The following is a 22,437-nucleotide window of genomic DNA, read 5'->3' on the forward strand; positions in this document are numbered from 1 at the left end:
TTCGTTTTTGGAAGCAACGTGAGACATCAAGGACGCACGGTGTGCGCGTCCTTGTCGGTCAGCGTGTGCAAAAACGCCACCAGGTCGTTGATCTCTGCGTCATTCAGTGAGGGCTTGCCGGGCCGCTGCGCCTCAAAAGGCGCCTCTCGGTTGACGTTGGCGCTGTAGCGGGCGGGCAAGTCGTTCGTCTGCCCATGCGCGCCGTAGTAACGCTTGGGAAACGCATCGCGATCTGCGTAAAAGCGCACCGCCTCGGTCAGCGTGTGAAACCGGCCGTTGTGGAAAAACACCTGGCGCGTGGCCACGTTGCGCAGCGTGGGCGTCTTGAAGAGGCCACAGAATTCGCCCTGCCCTGCGAGGTCGGTGCGCAGCGGGCCGCACAGCCCCAGGTCAAAGAATCGGCGATCGCGGTTGGCGGCGATCTGCAGGTTGCGTGGCACGGCCAGCGCCACCAGGCCGCGGTCGGTGAATTGCGGGAACGCGCCGCGCTTGATGGCGCTCACGTGGCATTCCGCGCAGTTGCCGCGTGCCGGGTCGTTGAAGATTTGCAAGCCACGCAGCTCGTTGGCCGACAGTTTCTCCTTGCCGCGCAGGTAGCCGTCGAAGCGGCTGCTGTACGGGTAGAAATCGCTCGGGCTTTGCTGAAAGACTTCAAGTGCCCACAGCAAGCCATTCCACGCGAGCCGCTCGTCGGTCATCACGCGCTCGCCAAAGGCTTTTTTCATCAGCTCCGCATTGGGCGACTGCCGCAGCCGCGCCACCACCGCAGCGCGGTCGCGGTTGCCCATTTCAAACGCCGACAGCAGCGGGATCGCCGCCTGCTCATGGGCCGAGGCAGCGCGCCCGTCCCACGTCCAGCCGCCCACGGGGCCTTGGTCAATGCTGTCGTCGCCCTCGTTCTCGGTGAAGTGCGCGTTGAAGGCGGGCGTGTCTTGCGCATAGCGCAGCGAAGGCACCGCGCGCAGCCCCGGCTGGTGAAGGTCACCACCGCCCACCTGCGTGGCGCGGCCATTCGGTGGGCCATAGGCGTGCGCCGGGTCGTGGCACGACGCGCAGGACAAACGGCCTGAGGCAGACAGGGCCGCGTCTGAAAACAGCGCGCGCCCCAGGTGGGTCAGCGTGGCGGCGTCCGGCTTTTTCTCGAATGGCGTGGCATAGAACGATTGGGCGGTAACGCTGCCGCCACCAGCCTGCGCCGCGCCAGGCGCGTGCGCCTTCGCATTCGCCTTGTCTTGCGCGTGCACGGGGCGCAGCGTGGCGGTACTCATCAACGCAACCGCAACGGCACAACCCGCCGCCAGAACCCACCCAGGCTGGCGCAAAGCCAGGCGACCGTGAAATCTCATGTGGCACTACCCGCGAATCGAAAGCAAAAGCGAAAGCACGCTTTGTATGACGTGATCGCGACAGTTTGATGACGAACGGAATCGCGTCACGGGGTCGCTCAAACGCAATAGTTTGTGTCATTTGCAAGCCGGTCATTCGGCGCAGCGGACTGTCACGCAGCCGTCACAAGCCACGCAGATGCTCGCTGCGCTTTCAGCCCTACCGCGATCCCAAGGATCCCCCGATGACCCCCAAAAAATCCTTCAAGAGCACCGCCGTGCTCACCCCCTGCGCGCTGGCGTGCGCTGCCTTCCTGGCCGGCTGCGGCGGTGGCAGCGATGACTCGCCCGAACACACCACTGCGCAGTTGCACGACAAGGTGCAAAACGTCGTGGTCATCTACGCCGAGAACCGCGCCTTCGACAACCTGTTTGGCAACTTCCCCGGCGCCAACGGCCTGGGCAATATCGTGGACGCCCAAGGCAAGCCAACCGCCGCCTACGTGCCGCAAAAGGACCGCGACGGCAACACCGTGCTGCCCACCCTGCCTCAAACCTGGGGCGGCGTGACCATGCCCGGCCAGGCGCAAACCGTCACGCAAGCGCAAAGCGCAGGCTTGCCGAACGCGCCGTTCAGCGCCGAAACCGCCTTTGTGAAAACGGCCGGCGTCACGCTCAACAGCAACACCGTCACGCGCGACCTGTACCACCGGTTCTTTGAGAACCAGATGCAGATCAACGGCGGAAAGAACGACATGTTCGCCGCCTGGGCGGACGCGGGCGGCCTGACGATGGGCCACTTCGACTACAGCCAGTCGGGCCTGTACAAGCTGGCGCAGCAGTACGTGCTGGCCGACAACTTCTTTGAGGGCGCCTTCGGTGGCTCCTTCCTCAACCACCAGTACCTGATCTGCGCCTGCGCACCCGAGTACGCGAACGCCGACACCGCTGCCGCCAAGCCAACCATCGCGGTGCTGGACACCGATGCCCAAGGCGCGTACCTGCCCAAGCTCTCGCTGGCGGCCGCCAGCCCCGCTTCGGCGATGGACGGTCCGCCCCGGTTTGTTCGCAGCGGCAACATCACCCCGGCCAATTATTTTGGCGACGGCAAGTTCTACGCCGTCAACACCATGCAGCCCGCGTACCAGCCCAGCGGCAACACGCCCGTTGCCGGCGGTGCGAACAGCGACCTGCTCTACGCCACGACGGCCAGCGCCACCACGCTGCCGCCGCAAACCACGCAGAACATCGGTGACCTGCTGAGCGCCAAAGGCGTCAGCTGGGCGTGGTACAGCGGCTCATGGGACGCGGCGCTGGCAGACGGCGCGCGCGACCCCAGCGCCAAGCGGTCGGTGATCTATGCGGGCGATGCCAACGGCGTGTCGTCCACCGCCGCGGTGGACTTCCAGCCACACCATCAGCCCTTCAACTACTACGCCAACATGGACCCGGTGAAAAACGCCGACCAGCGCAAGGCCCACCTGCAGGACTACAACAACCTGGTCGCGCAGGCCGCGGCCGGCACGTTGCCCTCGGTGGCCTTCTATAAACCCGAAGGTCTGTACAACCAGCACGAAGGCTATGCCAACCTGGCCGATGGTGATGCCAAGATCACCGACCTGGTGCAAAAGCTGCAAGCCAGCCCGCAGTGGAAGAACATGGTGATCGTCATCACCTACGACGAGTTCGGCGGCGTTTGGGACCACGTTGCGCCCCCCAAAGGCGACCTGATGGGCCCGGGCACGCGCATTCCGGCCATCGTCGTCTCGCCTTTGGCCAAGAAGGGCACGGTGGACCACACCCAATACGACACCGCGTCCATCCTGCGCCTGATCACGCGCCGCTTTGACCTGGCCACGCTGCCCGGCCTGAAAAAGCGCGACGACGCCCTGCAAGCGCATGGCCAGCCCGCCATGGGCGACCTGACCAACGCTTTGGCGCTGTAAGCACTGCGCGCGCGGCGAGCCCAGCTCGCCCACTCGCCTTTGCCACTCGCCCTTCGCCCTTTTTGCGGCGAAGGGCCCAAGCGACCTCTCGGGGCGGCCACCGGCTGGCCCGCCGCCGAACAATTTCATAAGAAACAAAGCCCCAGCGCCCGCCCCTCCAGCGCTGGCAGCTATTTTTTTGATAGTTATCGTACGTACCTGAAGGCGCTCAGCTGGCTCATTCAGCGTCCAAGCGGAATACGCAGGGCGGCCCACCAAGCGCCAAGCAGTTACCACCAGTTTCATCTCGTACCCCGCCGTTTGACCCCATCGGCACGCGCGCATCGATTCATGCAGCTCCAACCCTCAGTTTTCAGGAGCCTGCATGCCCACCCGACCCGCGACAACCCGCGCCACACCCCGCGCCGCCCGCTGCGTCGCCGCACTCACCGTACTGTCGCTGCTGGCCCCCGCCGCCGGCGCGCTGGCCCCCCAGCCCCCGGGCGATGACCGCCCGCTATATGTCCCGCCAGTCTGGGCCGCGCCCGCGCCAGCCGACATCTTCACGCGCCAACGCAGCGCGCTGTTGCCCGAAGCCAAGCCCTTCGCACCCGCGTTCCGCGCCCCCTCGGCCACCACTTGCGCCCGCCCGATGCGCACGCACGAAGAAGCTGGCACCCAGGCGCACAGTGCTCCGGGCGAGCTGAAGATCGGCCGCGCCTATTCACGCGCAGCAGCCGCCGGCGCGCACGCTAGCCCGGCCGCGCCGCCCACCCTTGCACCGTCGCCCGCGCCGATGGCGGAATCGGCCGTGGTCGCAGAGCCCGCCGCTGCTGATGCCGTGGCCCGCAGCGGCGCGCCCGGCAGCGCTTCAGCCACGCGCGCCGTCAAGCCAGGCCCATCGGCGCCGCCGATAGCGCACCCCGCCCCCGATGCGGAGCCCGTCACCGCAGGCATGGTGGACGACAACGCCAGCTTCGCGGAATACCTGGCGTTTCAAGAGCGCACGCAGGTTACCCACCGCCCCATGGACGTGCGCGAGCGCGTCATGCTGCAGGTGCGCGATGCGCGTGGCCGCGCCGTGCCCGACGCCGAGGTGGTGGTGCGCGCCACCAGCGGCGCGGCCATATGGGCGCGCACCGACACCGCCGGGCGCGCCTGGTTGTCGCCGGACGCGTTCGACGGCGACCACGGCCGCTTCTACGAAGTGACCGTGCGGCAAGGCAAGGCGCAGGCCAGCGCCGTATTCCAGCGCGGCCAGCAAAGCGCAGTGGATGTGACGCTGGACGCTGCCGCACCCGCCCAGCGCGCACGCCTGGACCTGGTGTTTCTGGTGGACGCCACCGGCTCGATGGGCGACGAAATCGCCAAGCTGAAAAGCACGCTGCGCACCATCGCCAGCGAAGTCGCCGCCCTGCCCAGCCAGCCCGACACCTGCTTTGGCCTGGTCGCCTACCGCGACAAGACCGACACCTTCGTGCTGCGCAGCCACGATTTCACCAACGACCTGCGCGCCTTCCAGACCGTGCTGGACCAGCTGCAAGCCGATGGCGGCGGCGACGAACCCGAGGCCATGAACGAAGCCCTGTTCGAGGCCGTGCACGCCCTCAGCTGGCGCGGCACTGGCGCCACGCGGCTGATGGTGCTGCTGGCCGATGCGCCGCCGCACCTGGACTACGCCGGCCCGCAGTACGACGCCACGGCGCGCGCCGCCCTGGCCAAGGGCATCAAGGTGTTCAGCGTGGGCGCCAGCGGCTTGAACAAGCAGGGCGAATACATCCAGCGGCAAATCGCGCAGTACACCGGCGGGCGCTTCGTCTTTCTGACCTACGCGCAAGCGCAGAACCCGGCCAGCGGCCCAGGGCGCGAGACGGTGCACGACGTCAGCAACTATTCGGTCGATACGCTGGACAGGCTGATCGTGCGGCTGGTGACCGATGAGCTAGCCCAGTTGCCCCAAGCCCGGCGCTGACGGCGATGCGGCGGGCGGCACAGGGCGCGCCCGTCAGCCCACCGGCCAGCGTGCAAAAAACCATTTTTCGGCGGCCGAAACTTGTCTATAATGCGCGGTTTCCGGTGGTATAGCTCAGTCGGTTAGAGCGTGGGATTCATAACCCCAAGGTCGGTGGTTCGATTCCACCTACCACCACCACATTGCAGTTCTCCGGCCCACGGCCAGAGAAAGAAAAGCCCCAGGGACCTGTGTCCTGGGGCTTTTTTCTTGGCTGCGCCGGGCGCGTCGAAAGCTGCGGCTTGGAATGCGCGTCAATGAAGTGCGTCAATTAAGGCGCGTTCACCGCCCACAGCACGCGCTCGGCCGTGGCGGGGGCGTCCATCTGCACGGCAGCGGCAGCGGCACCGGCCAAGCCACGATCAGCGCGCGCGGCGGCAATCGCTTCGCGCAGCGCCTCCCACACGCTGATGGCCAGCATGAAGGGTGGTTCGCCCACGGCCTTGCTGCGAAACACGGTGTCTTCCCTATTTTCTTCGGGCCACAGGTGCACGTTCAGGCGCGCGGGGACGTCGGCCGCGGTGGGGATCTTGTAGGTGCTGGGCGCCTTGGTGGCCAGCAGGCCCTTGTCGGTCCAGACCAGCTCTTCGGTGGTCAGCCAGCCCATGCCCTGCACAAAGCCGCCTTCGATCTGCCCGATGTCGATCGCTGGGTTGATGCTGCGGCCCACGTCGTGCAGGATGTCCACGCCCAGCACGCGGTATTCACCCGTGCGCGTGTCGATGGCCACTTCGCTGCACGCCGCACCGTAGGCGAAGTAGAAGAACGGCCGCCCCGTGAGAGTGACCTTGTCGTAGTGGATCTTGGGTGTGCGGTAAAAGCCGTCGCTCCACAGCTGGATGCGCGCGGCGTAGGCCTGTTGCACCACGGCGGTGAAGTCGCGCACAGCCTGGGGCGAGGTGATCTGGCCGTCGGCAAAGCGCACCGCTTCGGGCGCGCAGCCGTCCAGCGCGGCGACGAAGTCGGCCAGTTGGCCGCGCACGGTGCGCGCGGCGGCCTGGGCGGCCTTGCCGTTCAAGTCGGTGCCGCTGGATGCGGCCGTGGCGCTGGCGTTGGGCACCTTGTCGGTGGCGCTGGCGGTGACCAGCACGCGCGCCAACGGCACGCCCAGCTCATCGGCCACCACCTGCGCCACTTTGGTGTTCAGGCCCTGCCCCATTTCGGTGCCGCCGTGGTTCACCTGCACACTGCCGTCGGTGTACACATGCACCAGCGCACCCGCCTGGTTGAACAGCGTGGCGGTGAAGCTGATGCCGAACTTGACCGGCGTGATGGCCAGGCCGCGCTTGATGTGCTTGTGCTGCCTGTTCCAAGCCAAAACGCCTTCCAGCCGGCGCTGGTAGTGCGCCAGCAGCTCCAGTTTTGGTAGCAATTCGTGCAGGATGTTGTCTTCCACCTGCATCTGGTAGGGCGTGACGTTGCGCTCGGTGGCGCCGCGCGGGCCGTACAGGTTGGCGGTGCGCACGGCCAGCGCGTCCTTGCCCAGCGCGCGCGCGATGTCGCCCAGCAGCGTTTCGATGGCAATCACGCCCTGCGGGCCGCCAAAGCCGCGGTAGGCGGTGTGGCTTTGCGTGTGAGTGCGGCAGCGGTGGCTGCGGATCACCACGTCTTGCAAGAAGTACGCGTTGTCGACATGGAACACGGCGCGGTCGGCCACGGGGCCGCTCAGGTCGGCCGACCAGCCGCAGTTGGCCATCATGTCGATCGTCAGGCCCTGGATGCGGCCGCTGTCGTCAAAGCCCACCTCGTAGTCGTACGCAAACGGGTGGCGCTTGCCAGTGATCATGAAGTCGTCGTCGCGGTCCAGCCGCAGCTTGACGGGTGCGCCCACTTTGTGGGCCGCCAGCGCTGCCCACACGGCCAGGTGGCCGGCCTGCGTTTCCTTGCCGCCAAAGCCGCCACCCATACGCCGGCATTCGACCACGACGGCGTGGTTGGCAATGCCCAGCGCGTGCGCCACCCAGTGCTGCACCTCGCCCGGGTGCTGCGTGCTGCTGACCACGCGCCACTGGCCCTGCTCTTGCGGCACGGCCAGGGCGATCTGGCCTTCCAGGTAGAAGTGCTCTTGCCCGCCCACGGCAAAGTGACCCTTCAGCCGGTGCGGTGCCGCGGCCAGCGCGGCGGCGGCGTCACCCCGCGCCACGGTGACGGGCGGCAGCACGAAGCTGTTGGCCGCCATGGCGTCTTCGATGGTCAGCAAGGCAGGCAGCGGGGTGATGTCCAGCTTGACGGCGCGCGCAGCGTGGCGCGCGGCCATCACGCTGTCGGCCACGACCAGCGCCACCACCTGCCCGGCGAACTGCACGGTGCCCTGCGCCAGCACCGGCTCGTCGTGCGAAAAGGAAGCCAGCACCGGGTCGCCCGGAATGTCGGCGGCCAGCACCACGGCGCGCACGCCGGGCATGGCCAGCGCGGCGCTCGCGTCCACGCCGTTCAGGCGGCCGTGCGCCACGGGCGACATCACCGGCGCGGCGTGCAGGGTGCCGCGCGGCTCGGGCAGGTCGTCCACGTACGGCGCCAGGCCCTGCACCTGGGCGCGCGCGCTTTCGTGCGGGATGGACGTGCCGCAGGCGCTGGCCGACGCGCTAGGGCTGGTGCGCGCTTCGGCGGCGGGGGGAATCAGGCGGTCGTTCACGGCAGGCGCTCAGGGTCTTGGATGGGTGGGTCGTCACCGGGTTCGCGGCGCGGCAGCGGCGGCGCGCCGGGGTCTTCCACGGGCGCGGGCGGGGCGAACGGGTCGGGGTCTTGCACCGGCGGCTCTTGCCCCGGCAGCGGGATGGGGCCGGCGGCGCGGGCCTGCGGCCAGGTGGCGGTGGTCATCATGATTGGGGCTCCAGTTCGGCCAAGGCGGGGGCGCCGGGCTCGGCGGCGTCTTGCCAGGCGCGCCGCAGCAGGTTGCCCAGCAGCGTGCGCCGGTAGTCGGCGGATGCGCGCATGTCGCTGAGCGGCTGAAACTCAGCCATCAGGCTTTGCGCGGCTTGCTCAAATGTGGCTTCAGCGCACGGCTGGCCTGCGAAGACAGCTTCTGTTTTGGTAGCACGGGCCGGTACCGCCGCCACGCCGCCCGCGCCGATGCGCGCGCTGGCGATGCGCCCGTCCTGCACCTGCAGCGCCACGGCCAGGCAGACAGCGGAGATGTCGTCCTCAAAGCGCTTGCTGACCTTGTCCACGCGCAGCCATTCGCCGGGCGCGGGGTGCGGCACGGTGATGGCGACCAGCACCTCGTCGGGCGCCAGCGCGGTTTTTCGGTAGGCCAGGTAGAAGTCTTCGATGGGCAGCGTGCGTTCGCCGCGCGTGCTGGCCAGGCGCAGGGTGGCGCCCAGCGCGATCAGCAGCGGCATCGAATCGCCGATGGGCGAGCCGTTGGCCACGTTGCCGCCCAGCGTGCCGCTTTCGCGCACGGGCAGGCCGGCAAAGCGGTCGAAGAAAGGCGCCAGCGCGGGCCGCTCGGCCGCCAGCGCGGCAAAGGCGTCGTTCAGCGTGACGGCGGCGCCGATGACCAGCGCGCTGGCCGTGCGCTGCAGCTGGCGCAGCTCGGCCACGCGGGTCACGTCGATGATTTGCGGGCGCTGCTGCAGCTGCTTGGTGATCCACAAGCCCACGTCGGTGGTGCCGGCGGCCAGCAGCGCGGCGGGCAGGGCCGCGCGCAGGGCCAGCAGCTCGGCCAGGGTGTTGGGCTGCAGGTAGAAGTTTTTAGCCAAATCGGCCGCTGGCGCTTGTGCAGACTGCGCGAGCAGCTCCATTTTTTGGAGCAAATCGGCTTCATCCAGGAACGGCTCGGGCCAGTGGTGCATGGTCTGCGCGGCGTCCAGAATCGGGCGGTAGCCGGTGCAGCGGCACAGGTTGCCCGACAGCGCGTGCAGCGCCTCGTCGCGCGTGACGGCGTCGCCCCCACGCTGGCGGTGCAGGGTGAACAGGCTCATGACGAAGCCGGGCGTGCAGAAGCCGCATTGCGAGCCGTGGCACTCGACCAGCGCACGCTGGGCGGGGTGCAGCGTACCGTCGGCGGCGGCGATGTCTTCGGCGGTCCACACCGCCTGGCCGTCGACGCTGTGCGCCAGGCGGATGCAGCTGTTCACGGCGCGGTAGCGCAGCGCGCCTTCGGGCGTGCGTTCGGCCACGGTGACCGTGCACGCGCCGCAGTCGCCGCTGGCGCAGCCTTCCTTGACGGCGGTGCAGTGCAGGTCTTCGCGCAGCAGCTGCAGCAGGGTGCGGTCGGGCGCGACGCCGTGGCAGGTGACGACGCGGCCGCGCCGGATCAGGCGCAGCGCGTCGGGGGACGATTCAGAGGTGGGCATGGCGCCAGTATGGTGCAATTCGCCGAGGTTGCGACGGTGTCAGCCTCGGTTGGCAACTTGCGTGCCAGCGGCCGCCTAACCCTTGTGAGAATGGCTGGGCGACGCCCCCGCGCAAGCTCGTGCAGCGGCGCGCCGGCCCCCCCTGAGCCGGCCGCACGCCCCCGTATCTTCCCGCACAGACGCGCGCGATGGCGGTGATACATTGCCACACAATCTGAGCCAGCCAGCGGGCCATGTGGCTTGAACCCGCAGCCAGCGCCGCTGCTGGCATGCCGATTGCTACAATTTTGCAAGCTGAACGCCGCCGCCCATGCTGCCCCGACTCCAACTGCAACACATCACCAAGCGCTACCCCGGCGTGCTGGCCAACGACGACGTGTCGCTGACGGTGCAGCCGGGCGAGATCCACGCCGTGCTGGGCGAAAACGGTGCCGGCAAAAGCACGTTGATGAAGATCATCTACGGCGCGGTCAAGCCCGATGCGGGCGAGGTGCACTTTGACGGCCAGCCCGTGCACATCCGCAGCCCGCAAGAGGCGCGGCAGCTGGGCATCGCCATGGTGTTCCAGCATTTCAGCCTGTTTGAAACCCTGTCGGTGGCCGAGAACGTGTGGCTGGGTCTTGACCGCAGCCTGACGCTGCCTGAAGTCACCCGCCGCATCCAGGAAACCGCCGCCGCCTACGGCCTGGACATCGACCCGCTGCGCCCCGTGCACACGCTGGGCGTGGGCGAGATGCAGCGGGTGGAGATCATCCGCGCGCTGCTGACCAACCCGCGCCTGCTGATCCTGGACGAACCCACCTCGGTGCTCACGCCGCAGGCGGTGGAAAAGCTCTTCGTCACCCTGCGCCAGCTGGCCGCCGAGGGCTGCAGCATTCTGTACATCAGCCACAAGCTGCACGAGATTCGCGCGCTGTGCAACGCCTGCACGGTGATGCGCGGCGGCAAGGTGACGGGCGTGACCGACCCGCGCACCGAAACCAACGCCTCGCTGTCGCGCCTGATGATCGGCGCCGACCCGCCCGCGCTGCAGCACCACGCCCACACGCCGGGCGCGCCCGTGCTGGAGGTAGACCGGCTGAGCCTGCCGCGCGAATCGCCCTTTGGCGTTGACCTGGTCGAGATCGCCCTGCAGGTGCGCGCCGGCGAGGTGGTGGGGCTGGCGGGCGTATCGGGCAATGGCCAGCGGGAATTGCTTTTTGCGCTTTCCGGCGAGGATCAGCGGGCGCCGGCAGCTTCCATAAAGATAGCAGGCGTCGCCGCCGGCCGGCTGACGCCCGGGCGCCGCCGCGCGCTGGGGCTGCACTTTGTGCCCGAGGAACGCCTGGGCCGCGGCGCCGTGCCTGAGATGGGCCTGGCGCACAACCTGCTGCTGACGCGGCGCGAAGCCGTGGGCCCGCTGGGCTGGCTGCGCATTGGGCAGTTGCGTGCGCAGGCGGCCGACACCATTGCGCGCTACCGCGTCAAGGCGGCGGGGCCAGACGCGCCTGCGCGTTCGCTATCGGGCGGCAACCTGCAGAAATTCATCATGGGCCGCGAGATCGACGCCAAGCCCAAGCTGCTGATCGTCTCGCAGCCCACCTGGGGCGTGGACGTGGGCGCGGCGGCGCAGATTCGCGCCGAAATCCTGGCGCTGCGCGACGCGGGCTGCGCCGTGCTGGTGGTCAGCGAAGAGCTGGACGAATTGTTTGAACTGAGCGATCGCCTGCACGTGATCGCCAAGGGCCAGCTGTCGCCGTCGATCGACCGGCGCGCGGCCACCGTGCAGCAGATCGGCCAGTGGATGAGCGGCCTGTGGCACGAAGAAGTGCAGCAGGCGCTGCAAGAAAAGGAGAGCGCGCATGCTGCGCCTTGAGCCACGCCCGGCGCCCTCGCGCGCCTGGACCTGGGCATCGCCACTGCTGGCGCTGGCCATCACCGTGCTGATCGGCACGCTGCTGTTCGCTGCGCTGGGCAAAGACCCGGTGCGCGGGCTGCAGGTGTTTTTCTGGGAGCCGATCAAATCGCCTTACGCGCTGGGTGAGCTGGGCCTGAAAGCCACGCCGCTGCTGCTGATCGCGCTGGGGCTGGCGGTGTGTTTTCGCTCCAACGTGTGGAACATCGGCGCCGAGGGGCAGTACATCATCGGCGCGGTGTTTGCGGGCGGCGTGGCGCTGATGGCGACCAAAGATACGGGCCGCTGGATCATGGTGGCGGTGCTGCTGGCCGGCATGGCGGGCGGCATGCTGTGGGCGGCTATCGCGGCATTTTTACGAGACCGCTTCAACGCGGGCGAAATCCTGGTCACGCTGATGCTGGTGTACGTGGCGGTGCAGGTGCTGGGCTATCTGGTGTACGGCCCCTGGAAAGACCCGGCGGGCTACAACTTTCCGCAAACGCGCACGTTCGAGGCCGTCACGCAGATTCCCAAGCTGATGAAGGGCTCGCGCGTGAACCTGGGCCTGATGTTGGCGCTGGGCGGGGCCGCGCTGCTGTGGATCTTCCTGTTTCGCACCCGCGCCGGGTTTGCGCAGCAGGTGGGCGGGCTGGCCCCGGCGGCGGCGCGCTACGCGGGCTTTTCTTCGCGCCGCGCGCTGTGGACGGCGCTGCTGGTGTCCGGCGCCACGGCCGGGCTGGCGGGCGCGCTGGAAGTGGCCGGCCCCATCGGCCAGCTGACGCCCTATGTGCCGGCCGGCTACGGCTTTGCCGCCATCATCGTCGCCTTTGTTGGGCGCCTGCACCCGTTGGGCATGGTGCTGTCGGCCATCTTGATGAGCATGTTCTACATCGGCGGTGAGCTGGCGCAATCGCGCCTGGGCCTGCCCAAGTCGCTGACCGGGGTGTTCCAGGGTCTGCTGCTGTTCACGCTGCTGGCGTGCGACACGCTGATCAACTACCGCGTGCGCGCGAAGGCGGGCTAATGGAAGTCTACGCACTCTTGTTTGCGGCCACGCTGAACGCCGGCACCGTGCTGGCGCTGGCGGCGCTGGGCTTATTGATCAACGAGAAAGCCGGCGTGGTGAACCTTGGCGCCGAGGGCATGATGCTGTGCGCGGCCATCGCCGGGTTTGCCACCGTGGTCACCACCGGCAACGATTGGCTGGGCTTTGCCGCGGGCGCGCTGGCCGGTGCGGTGCTGGCCGCTGCCTTTGGCGTGCTGGTGATCTGGCTGAACACCAACCAGTACGCCACCGGCCTGGCGCTGAGCATCTTCGGCGTGGGCCTGTCGGCCTTCGTGGGCATCAACTTCGTGCAGGCCAAGCTGCCCGAACGCACGCCGTTCAACGCCTTCGGCCTGGGCGACATTCCCATCATCGGCCCGGCACTGTTTCGCCAGCACCCGCTGGTGTACGGGGCGATGCTGCTGGCGCTGGGGCTGGTGTGGTTTTTGTACCGCACGCGCGGCGGCTTGGTGCTGCGCGCGGTGGGCGAATCGCCCCAGTCGGCCCATGCGCTGGGCTACCCGGTGCGGCTGATTCGGCTGGGCGCGGTGGTGTTCGGCGGCGCGATGTGCGGGCTGGCCGGCGCCTACCTGTCGCTGGTCTACACCCCGCTGTGGGTCGAGGGCATGGTGGCCGGCAAAGGCTGGATCGCGCTGGCGCTCACCACCTTCGCCACCTGGCGGCCGGGCCGCATTCTGCTGGGCGCCTACCTGTTTGGCGGGGTGACGATGCTGCAATTCCACCTGCAGGCGCAAGGCGTGCAGATTCCCAGCCAGGTGCTGTCGATGCTGCCTTACCTGGCCACGATCGTGGTGCTGGCGCTGATTTCGCGCAACCCGACCTGGATCCGCGTGAACATGCCCGCGTCCCTGGGCAAGCCCTACTACCCTGGCAGCTGAAGCCCGCTGCCCCGCCAGCAGCGGCTAGCTGGCCGCCACGGGCAGCTGGCAATCGGCCACGCGCGCCAGCGCATGCAGCATGGCCCCCAGCGGGTACGCCGTCATGCCGCGCTGCTCGGCCCGGCGGCGCGCTTCTGCATCGGCATCCAGATCGACGATCTTCACGTGCGCCCCCAGGCTGCGGCTGCGCGCCACCATGCGCAGCACCGACATGGGCGTGTTGCTGGCCACCCAGCCCTGGTTGGCGTCGAAGACCAGGCCGTTGATCATGGTGAAGCTCATCTCGAAGGGCCCCGGCTGCGCCAGCCGCTGCGCCAACGCACCCAGAAAGTGCCGACACTCCGCCGAGGGTGAGGTGGCCAGGCTGGCCGTGAACTCGCCCAGACTGAGTTGCGCGTTGGTGATCTCGGGCGGCGGGAAGCCCGCGCCGCCCGCAGGCGCTGGCTGCGAAGCCGGGCCCTGCACGGTGGTCGCAAAAAATGCCGAACTGAAGAACGCCGAGGTGCGGCTGCGCTGGCTGGCCGTGGTGTCGAAAGGCAGCGGGGCCGTCGCCGGGGCGTCGCTATGCGCTTGGGCTTGGGCCTGGGCCGCACTGTGGCCGCCGTCATCGGGCGTGGCGACGTGGTCAGCCGGCGCGGATGCAGCGTGTGCCGCGGCTGCGTCAAGCGCCTGGCGCATCGCCTCGGCGCGGAAGGGCCGGCGCAAAACCACCCAGCCCTGCGCCGTCCAGGCGGCTTTTTGCGCGTCGGCCTGCGCCTGCTCGGTGCTGTCGGGCACGTGCGGCGCCATCAGCAGCACGGCGGGCCGGCCTTGCAGCAGGCCGCGCAGGTGCGCCGTGGCCTGCTCAACGCCGTGCTCATGCACCCAGGCGTCGGCGTCGATCACGTACAGATCGCCGCCCTGGGTGGCCGCGCCCAGCGACTGCGCAACGAAGGCCCCTTCGGGCTGCAGCTTGCGCAGCAGCAATGAAAGCGCAAAGGCTTCTTTCTCGGTCAGTCCCACGGCCACGGTTTTCATGGCGGGAACTTTACCGAGCGTAATACTAAATAGTCAACATTTTGCGCGAACAGTAGGCCCCCGCGTCTTTGACCTGCGTCAGCTTTTGCGACGTTGACCTGCGCTGCGGCGCCATCCGAGGCCAGCCAAGCCAGCGCCGCCGGGGCCAACCCGCAGGGCCGCCGTGTCGCTCAACAAGCCCGGACACGCTGGGCTGCGCCACACACTGTTACCTCATAATCCCAGTTTTCCAACGCAGCTCTATCACCTCAGAAAGGCACACGCATGACCGACCAACGCAAGCGCTCCCTGCTCCAACTCGCTGCCCTGGCAGCGGCCGCCAGTGCGCTGGTCGCATGTGGCAAGAAAGACGAGCCGGCACCCACCGCCGCCGCGCCCGCTGCCAGCGCCGCCACCGAAGCCTCGGCCCCTGCGCCCGCCAAGGCCGAGCCGCTGAAGATTGGTTTTGTCTACGTTGGGCCCGTAGGCGACGGCGGCTGGAGCTTTGCGCACGACAACGCGCGCAAGGCGATCGAGAAGGAATTCGGCGACAAGATTTCGACCACCTTTGTCGAAAACGTGCCTGAAGGCGCCGACACCGAGCGCGTGGTGCGCGACCTGGTCGGCCAGGGCTACAAGATGGTGTTCGGCACCAGCTTCGGCTTCATGGAGCCCATGCTGAAAGTGGCCGCCGACAACCCCGACGTGAAGTTCGAGCACGCCACCGGCTTCAAGACGGCCGACAACCTGCGCACCTACGACAGCCGCACCTACGAAGGCGCGTACATGGCGGGTGTGATCGCCGGCGCGATGACCAAGAGCGGCACGCTGGGCGTGGTGGGCTCGGTGCCGATCCCTGAGGTGGTGCGCAACATCGACAGCTTCACGCTGGGCGCGCAGCTGTCCAACCCCAAGATCAAGACGCGCGTGGTGTGGGTGAACGACTGGCACAACCCGCCCAAAGAAACCGAGGCCGCCACGTCGCTGATCAACGGCGGCGCCGACGTGCTGTTCCAGAACACCGATTCGCCCGCCGTGCTGAAAACGGCCGAATCCATGGGCAAGCGCGCCTTTGGCTGGGATTCGGACATGACCGCCTATGGCCCCAAGGCGCACCTGGGCTCGGCCATCATCAACTGGACGCCCTACTACACCAAGGCCGTGGGCGACGCGCTGGATGGCAAGTGGGCCACGGGCCAGAGCTGGTGGGGCGTGAAAGAAGGCGCGATCGACCTGGTCTCGCTGGCCGCCGACGTGCCTGAGGCCGCCAAAGCCAAGCTGGACGAAGTGCGCAACGGCCTGAAGGCAGGCACGTACCACATCTGGAAAGGCCCGCTGTTCGACAACAACGGCAAGGAAGTGCTGGCGGCCGACCAGGTGGCCGACGACAAGTTCCTGAGCGGCGTGAACTTCTACGTCAAGGGCGTCGAAGGCAAAGTGCCGGGCGCCGACAAGAAATAAGGCCATCCGGCCTCGCCCAACAGCCGCGCCCCGTGCGCGGCTTTTTTGTGGCCGCGCGGTGCCGGTCAGCGCATGGGCAGCACCGCCGTACACTCCTCTTTTGATAGCTGCCAGCGCACTACCTACCAGCGCCAGGGCGTGTTTTTGCTTGAATATCTCAACGACACATCCGCCCCAGCACGTTGCGCCGCCTGCGTGACAGCGCGCCGCTGGCGGCTGCGTTGGCCTGCCTACAATTCCGGCCTGATCGGCACGCGAATTGCATGCGCTTGCGCCCGTGGTGCGCCGCACCGCGTTCCGAACCTCACGACGAAAGTGCTCGACATGACCACCGACAACCACAAACGCGCGCTGCTCAAGTTCGCCGCTGCCGCCTCCGCACTGGGCGCAGCGGCGCTGGCTGGCTGCGGCCGCAAAGACGAGGCCCCAAAGGCTGACGCAGCCCCGCCCGCCCCCGCGCCCGCCGCCGCTTCGGCCCCCGCGCCGGCCAGCGAAGCGTTGCAGGCCGCATGGATCTACGTCGGCCCCGTCGGCTCGGCCGGCTGGAGCTACGCGCACGACCTGGGCCGCAAGGCAGCCGAAGCCGAGTTTGGCGGCAAGATCAAGACCACCTTCATCGAAAGCGTGCCCGAAGGCGCCGACACCGAGCGCGTGCTGCGCGACCTGGTGGCGCAGGGCAACAAGCTGATCTTTGGCACCAGCTTCGGCTTCATGGAGCCGATGCTCAAGGTGGCCAAAGACCACCCGGAAGTGAAGTTCGAACACGCCACCGGCTACAAGACGGCCGAGAACATGAACGTGTACGACTCGCGCTTCTACCAAGATACGTACCTGGCCGGCGTGGTGGCCGCCAGCATGAGCAAGACCGGCACGCTGGGTTTTGTGGGCTCGTTCCCCATCCCTGAAGTGCTTCGCAACATCAACGCCTTCACGCTGGGCGCGCAAAGCGTCAAGCCGGGCATTCGCGTGCGCGTGGCCTGGGTCAACAGCTGGTACGACCCGCCCAAGGAAACCGAGGCCGCGCAAGCGCTGATGAACGGCGGCGCCGACGTGCTGCTGCAAAACACCGATTCCACCGCCGTGCTGCAAGCCGCCGACACCGCCGGCAAGCACGCGTTCGGCTGGGACAGCGACATGAGCAGCTTTGGCGGCAAGGCGCACCTGGGCTCGGCCATCGCCGACTGGAGCCACTACTACAAGAAGAGCATCCAGGCCGTGCTGGACGGCAGCTGGAAGGGCGGCCAGGTCACGCGCTGGGGCGTGCCGGAAGGGCAGAACGACTTGATCAAGCTGTCGGACGAGATCCCCGCCGAGGTGCGCGCGAAGGTCGAAGAGATCAAGACCAAGATGAAGGCGCGCAGCTTTGACGTGTTCAACGGCCCCATCGTGGACAGCACCGGGAGGGTGTGCAGAATTTTGTGTAAACGGACAATCCAACGCCGACGCAAGCCGGCCTGTCCGTAAGCACAATGAGCACCAAGAAACACAACGTACCCGAAGAACTGCTGTCTGGCCTGCTGGCCAACTACAAGAAGCCTGAAGACCTCATCGGCGAGAACGGCCTGCTCAAGCAACTGACCAAGCTGCTGGTCGAGCGAGCTTTGGACGCTGAGCTGACTGAGCACCTGGGCCATGAACGCAACGAGGCGGTGGCCAACCCCGCTGGCAACACCCGCAACGGCAAGAGCAAGAAGACCCTCAAGGGCGAGTTCGGCGAATTGCCCATCGAAGTGCCACGCGACCGCCATGGCAGCTTCGAGCCTCAGCTCATCCCCAAGCACCAGACCCGCTGGGCCGGCTTCGACGACAAAATCATCTCGCTGTACGCCCGTGGCATGACGGTGCGCGAGATACAGGCCCACCTCGAAGAGATGTACGGCACCGAGGTCTCACCCAGCCTGATTTCCTCGGTGACAGATGCCGTGGCCGACGAGGTCAAGGCCTGGCAGGCCCGGCCGCTGGAGCCGATTTACCCCATCGTCTATCTGGACTGCATCCACGTGAAGGTGCGCGAGGGCGCGGTGCGGGTCAAGGCGGTGTACCTGGCCATCGGCATCACCATGACGGGCGAGAAGGAGGTGCTGGGTCTGTGGTTGGCGCAGACCGAGGGTGCCAAGTTCTGGCTGCAGGTGGTCACCGAACTGCGCAACCGGGGCGTGCAGGACATCTTCATTGCCTGTGTCGATGGGCTCAAGGGCTTTCCGGACGCCATCGAGGCGGTGTTCCCCAAGGCGGTGGTGCAACTGTGCATCGTTCACATGGTGCGCCACAGCCTGAACTACGTCTCATGGAAGCGCCGCAAGGAAGTGGCAGCCGACCTGCGCCGCATCTACACGGCCGCCACCGCCGAGGAGGCCGAACTGATGCTCGCAGAGTTCGAGGCCCGATGGGATGCCGAGTACCTGCCCATCGGCCAGTCCTGGCGCAGGAACTGGAGCCGGCTCATCCCGTTCTTTGATTACCCGCCGGAAATCCGCAAGGTCATCTACACCACCAATGCCATCGAGTCGGTCAACATGAGCTTGAGAAAGCTGACCAAGAACCGGGGCTTGTTCCCCAGCGACGAGGCGCTGACCAAGCTGTTCTACCTGGCGCTGCGCAACATCAGCCAGAAGTGGACCATGCCCATCCGCGATTGGAAGGCCGCGCTGACCCGCTTTACCATTCAGTTCGGAGACCGCATCTCCGTCAATTGAAGTCCGAACCGTTTACACAAAAATTCGGACACGCCCAGCACCGGCAAAGAGCGCCTGGCCGCCGGCACCACCGCCGACGACGACTGGATGGGCAAGATCGACTTCTACGTCAAAGGCGTGGAAGGCAAGGTACCTGCTTCCAAATAGATAGCTGCTGGCGCCCGTCCACCGGGCGTCAGCAGGCGATTTGGCTATAAGAATGACAGAACCCACGTTAGAAAAAACCTTGTGGCACCCCGTGGCGCTGAGCCACGTCATCGGCACGCAGCCGCACGCCGCCAACCTGCTGGGCCAGGCGCTGGTGCTGTGGCGCGACGGCGATGGCAACGCCCACGCCTGGGCCGACCAGTGCCCGCACCGCGGCGCGCGCCTGTCGCTGGGCCGCGTGCACGCCGGCCAGCTGGAGTGCCCCTACCACGGCTGGCGTTTTGAAGCCGGTGGCGCCTGCACGCTGGTGCCCGCCGTGCCCGATTTCAAGCCCGGCCCGCGCTGCGCCGCCACCACCTTCGCCACGCGCGAAGCCTACGGCATGCTGTGGGTGCGCCTGGCCGAGCCCGTGGACGATGCGCTGCCCATTCACGACCTGCCCGGCTTCGCCGCCGAGGCCGAGCCGCGCCTGCGCAAGACCACCAGCGGCCCTTACCTGGTGCAGGCCAGCGCGCCGCGCATCATTGAAAACTTTCTGGACATGTCGCACTTCGGCTTCGTGCACGAAGACTGGCTGGGCAGCCGCGACCGCGCGGAAATCCCGCCCTACGAGGTCAAGCCCACGCCGCACGGCGTGCTGGCCACCGGCTGCCTGGCGTGGCAGCCGCGCTCGTCCATCCACGCCGAAAGCGGCGCGCAGGTGGAATACACCTACGAAGTCACCGCGCCATACACGGCCGTGCTGACCAAGCAGCCCGAGGCGGGCAGCACCGCCATCGACGGGCTGTGGGAATCGATCGCCATGTTCGTCTGCCCTGTGACGGAGGAAACCAGCGTGGCCTGGACGCGCATGGCGATGAACGACTTTGAATCGCCCGACGCCCGGCTGATCGACTTCCAGAACACGATCTTTGGGCAGGACCAGCCGGTGCTGGAATCGCAGCAGCCCAAGCGCCTGCCCCTGGCGCCCGACGCCGAGGCCCACAGCGCCGCCGACCGGATGTCGGCCGCCTACCGCCGCTACCTGAAGACCAGCGGCATCCACTTCGGCGTGATCCGCTGATCGCCTGGCCGGGCCTCGCGCGCCCGGCCCTCCTGCACTCCTGCGTTGATCGGCCCGCCGGTGGCGCCCCTGGCCTGCCTGACCCCTGGTAACACTACCGATAGGAACGTTACCGATGGGATTGATGGCAGCTTGTGGCGCGCCCCCTGCGCGGGTCTACTTGCGCCCAAGCCGCCATGCCTTCACCACGCCCAGCGCGGGCCGTGCGGCGCCCCTTCAACGAGGAGATTCCATGATCAACACCCAAGTGGCCGGATTTGCCGCCATCGGCGCCGTTTTTCTGGGCGATGTCGGCCAAATCAAACCGACCAAGCCGCAGCTGTCTCACACCAATCGTTTTGAACTGGGAAAACTGGATACGCAAGGGTGCTTTTGCCCGTGCAAGCCGCAGCCAGGTGGCAAGCAGGCAACGCAGTGGACGGTGAACAACCCCGGCAACGGCAAGGCCGACATCGATCTGGGCAACTACACGCTGCAGCTGGACGAGAAAGACTCGCAGATCAAGATCATCAACAAGAACAACGGCGAGGTGACCAACATCTGGGGCGACCCCCATGTGGATTGGAACAAGGACGGCAAGACCGACGTGGACTTCTGGGGCAAGACCACCTTCCAGCTGGAAGACGGCACCAAGATCACCATCGACACCGAGCAGTTCAAGAACAACCCCGAGATGTACGTGGCCAGCGAAGTCACGGTGACGCGCGGCGACAACGCGATGAAGATCACCGGGCTGAGCCAGAACCAGCTGGGCGACCTGAAGATCGAAACGTCCGACCGCGGCGGCCAGCTGCTGGACTGGGCCACCACCGACGGCTTCACCGTGCGCGAGAACGCCAACGGCGAAGGCTGGATCAACCCCGACACCGGCAAGCTGGTCACCCAGCAGGACATGAACGCCACCAAGCCGGGCGCGCCGAAGGCGTATGAGTTCACGCAGTCATTCGGCCAGGCGCTTGGGCTGTACCTGTTCACCGGCCTGTTCGGCGGCGGGCTGAACCTGTTCGGCGCGGCCGACACGGCGCGGGCAGAGCCCGGCCGCTGCCACACCCAGCCACCGCCCATGACCAAGCCCCTGCTGGTTCGCCCGCAGGTGGTCGAGCGCGATGCCCACACGCTGGAGATTCGCCAGCGCAACGGCGGCGTGGACACGCGCAGCGGCGGCACGCTGGCCTGGCGCACCAACAACCCCGGCCTGCTGCCCTTCAACGCGATCACGCGCGGCCTGGGCGCGATTGGCGCCGTGGACGGCGTGGCGGTGTTCCCCACCGAAGACCGCGGCCAATCCGCGATGCAAAAGCTGCTGCTGGGCTTGCTGCGCTGACGCGCCCTGCCGCGAGCACCGCCCGCCCCGGCTGCCGGGCCGTCCAGCGCGCAGCGCATCCAGTCAACCCCTGCCAACCCGCCTCTCAGGCGGGTTTTTTGTGGCGCACACGCCCGGCTGCGCGCCACGCGCAAGGCTCGGCCGCCCAGCGATTGGCACCGCGTGCGCCTCGATCACGCTGGCACGCGTTGTGCAGAATGCTTGGCATGAACGCCTCTACCCCTCGCCCGGCAGACACCCACGTGGTCCACCCCATGGCCGAAGCCTTCGCCGCCATCCCTTGCGCGCAGCTGCCCGCCCTGCTGGCCGCCATGCCCAAGGCGGAGTTGCACATGCACATCGAGGGCTCGCTGGAGCCCGAAATGATCTTCGCCCTGGCCCAGCGCAACAGCGTCACGCTGCCTTACCCATCGGTCGAGGCGCTGCGCGCGGCCTACGCGTTCACCGATCTGCAGAGCTTCCTGGACATCTACTACGCCGGCGCCAGCGTGCTGCTCACCGAGCAAGACTTCTACGACATGGCGTGGGCGTATCTGCAGCGCGCTGCAGCCGACCACGTGGTGCGGGCCGAGCTGTTCTTCGACCCGCAGACGCACACGGCGCGTGGCGTGCCGATGCAGACCGTGATCCTCGGCCTGTCGCGCGCCTGCCGCGACGCGCAGGCGCAACTGGGCGTCAGCGCGGCGTTGATCCTGTGCTTCTTGCGCCACCTGAGCGAAGACGAGGCCCTGCAGACGCTGCAAGACGCCCTGCCTTGGCGCGACCACTTCATCGGCGTGGGCCTGGATTCCAGCGAAGTCGGGCACCCGCCCGAGAAGTTTCAGCGCGTGTTTGCCCGCGCGCGCGACATGGGCCTGCACGTGGTGGCGCACGCGGGCGAAGAGGCGCCGCCCGAATACATCCGCCAAGCGCTGGATTTGCTGAAGGTGCAGCGCATCGACCACGGCGTGCAAGCCGTGCGCGACAAGGGGCTGATGCAGCGCCTGGCGCGCGAGCGCATGCCGCTGACCGTCTGCCCGCTGTCCAACCAGAAGCTGCAGGTGTTCCCTGATCTGCGCGACCACCCGCTCAAGGCGCTGCTGGACGCGGGCCTGTGCGCCACGGTCAACTCGGACGACCCAGCCTACTTTGGCGGCTACGTCAACGACAACCTGCGCGCCATGTTCGCCGCCAGCAACATGGACGCCCGCCACGCCTGGCAACTGGCGGCCAACAGCATCGACGCCAGCTTTGCGCCGCCCGCTGACAAGGCCGCCTGGCGCGCGCAGCTGGACGAGTGCTTCACCGAAGCCGCCGCACCCGGCGCCGCTTGATCGTCACCCCGCGCCGCCGCTGGCCCGCGCCAGCGTGAGCGTCCGGGCAACCCGGCCG

16 protein-coding genes and 1 tRNA gene are annotated in these 22,437 nt (G+C 67.6%); 12 read left to right on the plus strand and 5 right to left on the minus strand.

Annotation, left to right across the window (positions count from 1 at the left end; genetic code table 11):
- Positions 1-26: 26 nt before the first annotated feature.
- Positions 27-1,268 carry a cytochrome-c peroxidase gene (locus tag C6570_RS17110; protein WP_245896235.1) on the minus strand — a complete coding sequence of 414 codons (1,242 nt, stop codon included), beginning with the start codon at positions 1,266-1,268 and terminating at the stop codon, positions 27-29.
- A 302-nt stretch (positions 1,269-1,570) separates the two neighbouring features.
- On the opposite strand from C6570_RS17110, the gene acpA reads away from it, so the two are divergent.
- The 3 genes from acpA to C6570_RS17125 all read left to right on the plus strand — a co-directional run bounded on the left by acpA (position 1,571) and on the right by C6570_RS17125 (position 5,402).
- Positions 1,571-3,271: an acid phosphatase gene (gene acpA, locus C6570_RS17115; protein WP_106704293.1), complete on the plus strand. Its 1,701-nt coding sequence runs from the start codon at positions 1,571-1,573 to the stop codon at positions 3,269-3,271.
- A 364-nt stretch (positions 3,272-3,635) separates the two neighbouring features.
- On the plus strand, positions 3,636-5,222 hold the full coding sequence (locus C6570_RS17120) for a vWA domain-containing protein (RefSeq protein ID WP_106704294.1): 1,587 nt from the start codon (positions 3,636-3,638) through the stop codon (positions 5,220-5,222).
- A gap of 103 nt (positions 5,223-5,325) precedes the next feature.
- Positions 5,326-5,402: transfer RNA gene (locus C6570_RS17125), tRNA-Met, on the plus strand.
- A 130-nt stretch (positions 5,403-5,532) separates the two neighbouring features.
- On the opposite strand, the gene xdhB is transcribed toward C6570_RS17125, so the two are convergent.
- The 3 genes from xdhB to xdhA are packed head-to-tail and all read right to left on the minus strand — an operon-like array spanning position 5,533 to position 9,559.
- Complete coding sequence (gene xdhB / locus C6570_RS17130) at positions 5,533-7,884, minus strand: xanthine dehydrogenase molybdopterin binding subunit (RefSeq protein ID WP_425437934.1); 2,352 nt, start codon at positions 7,882-7,884, stop codon at positions 5,533-5,535.
- An 8-nt stretch (positions 7,885-7,892) separates the two neighbouring features.
- A complete protein-coding gene (locus C6570_RS17135; protein WP_123812290.1) occupies positions 7,893-8,084 on the minus strand; it encodes a hypothetical protein in 192 nt (63 codons plus the stop codon).
- A complete protein-coding gene (gene xdhA, locus C6570_RS17140; protein WP_106704297.1) occupies positions 8,081-9,559 on the minus strand; it encodes a xanthine dehydrogenase small subunit in 1,479 nt (492 codons plus the stop codon). The genes C6570_RS17135 and xdhA overlap by 4 nt, the downstream gene beginning before the upstream one ends.
- Before the next feature lie 310 nt (positions 9,560-9,869).
- Between xdhA and C6570_RS17145 the strand changes: the two genes are divergently transcribed.
- From C6570_RS17145 to C6570_RS17155, 3 genes are read left to right on the plus strand one after another with little or no spacing between them, the layout of a single operon-like run.
- The gene (locus tag C6570_RS17145) at positions 9,870-11,414 is read left to right on the plus strand and encodes an ABC transporter ATP-binding protein (RefSeq protein WP_106704298.1); all 1,545 of its coding nucleotides are present in this window, start codon (positions 9,870-9,872) and stop codon (positions 11,412-11,414) included.
- Entirely contained in the window at positions 11,401-12,459 is a 1,059-nt protein-coding gene (locus C6570_RS17150) for an ABC transporter permease (RefSeq protein WP_106704299.1), read from the plus strand. Before C6570_RS17145 ends, C6570_RS17150 begins: the two co-directional genes overlap by 14 nt.
- Positions 12,459-13,379, plus strand: a complete 921-nt coding sequence (locus C6570_RS17155) for an ABC transporter permease (protein WP_106704300.1) — start codon at positions 12,459-12,461, stop codon at positions 13,377-13,379. Before C6570_RS17150 ends, C6570_RS17155 begins: the two co-directional genes overlap by 1 nt.
- A gap of 24 nt (positions 13,380-13,403) precedes the next feature.
- On the opposite strand, the gene C6570_RS17160 is transcribed toward C6570_RS17155, so the two are convergent.
- Positions 13,404-14,396, minus strand: coding sequence for a hypothetical protein (locus tag C6570_RS17160; RefSeq protein ID WP_106704301.1), 993 nt, complete (start codon positions 14,394-14,396; stop codon positions 13,404-13,406).
- 264 nt (positions 14,397-14,660) lie between these two features.
- Between C6570_RS17160 and C6570_RS17165 the strand changes: the two genes are divergently transcribed.
- The 6 genes from C6570_RS17165 to C6570_RS17190 all read left to right on the plus strand — a co-directional run bounded on the left by C6570_RS17165 (position 14,661) and on the right by C6570_RS17190 (position 22,379).
- Positions 14,661-15,836 carry a BMP family ABC transporter substrate-binding protein gene (locus C6570_RS17165; RefSeq protein ID WP_106704302.1) on the plus strand — a complete coding sequence of 392 codons (1,176 nt, stop codon included), beginning with the start codon at positions 14,661-14,663 and terminating at the stop codon, positions 15,834-15,836.
- Between the two features lie 324 nt (positions 15,837-16,160).
- On the plus strand, positions 16,161-17,300 hold the full coding sequence (locus C6570_RS17170; RefSeq protein ID WP_106704784.1) for a BMP family ABC transporter substrate-binding protein: 1,140 nt from the start codon (positions 16,161-16,163) through the stop codon (positions 17,298-17,300).
- Positions 17,301-17,305: 5 nt separating this feature from the next.
- A complete protein-coding gene (locus C6570_RS17175) occupies positions 17,306-18,532 on the plus strand; it encodes an IS256 family transposase (RefSeq protein ID WP_106702355.1) in 1,227 nt (408 codons plus the stop codon).
- Positions 18,533-18,731: 199 nt separating this feature from the next.
- Complete coding sequence (locus C6570_RS17180) at positions 18,732-19,742, plus strand: aromatic ring-hydroxylating dioxygenase subunit alpha (RefSeq protein WP_106704303.1); 1,011 nt, start codon at positions 18,732-18,734, stop codon at positions 19,740-19,742.
- Positions 19,743-19,974: 232 nt separating this feature from the next.
- A complete protein-coding gene (locus C6570_RS17185) occupies positions 19,975-21,066 on the plus strand; it encodes a DUF1521 domain-containing protein (protein ID WP_164675557.1) in 1,092 nt (363 codons plus the stop codon).
- 254 nt (positions 21,067-21,320) lie between these two features.
- Entirely contained in the window at positions 21,321-22,379 is a 1,059-nt protein-coding gene (locus C6570_RS17190) for an adenosine deaminase (protein WP_106704785.1), read from the plus strand.
- The last annotated feature ends 58 nt before the right edge of the window (positions 22,380-22,437 follow it).

The organism is Ottowia oryzae (assembly GCF_003008535.1).
In the GTDB taxonomy this organism is placed as follows: domain Bacteria; phylum Pseudomonadota; class Gammaproteobacteria; order Burkholderiales; family Burkholderiaceae_C; genus Ottowia; species Ottowia oryzae.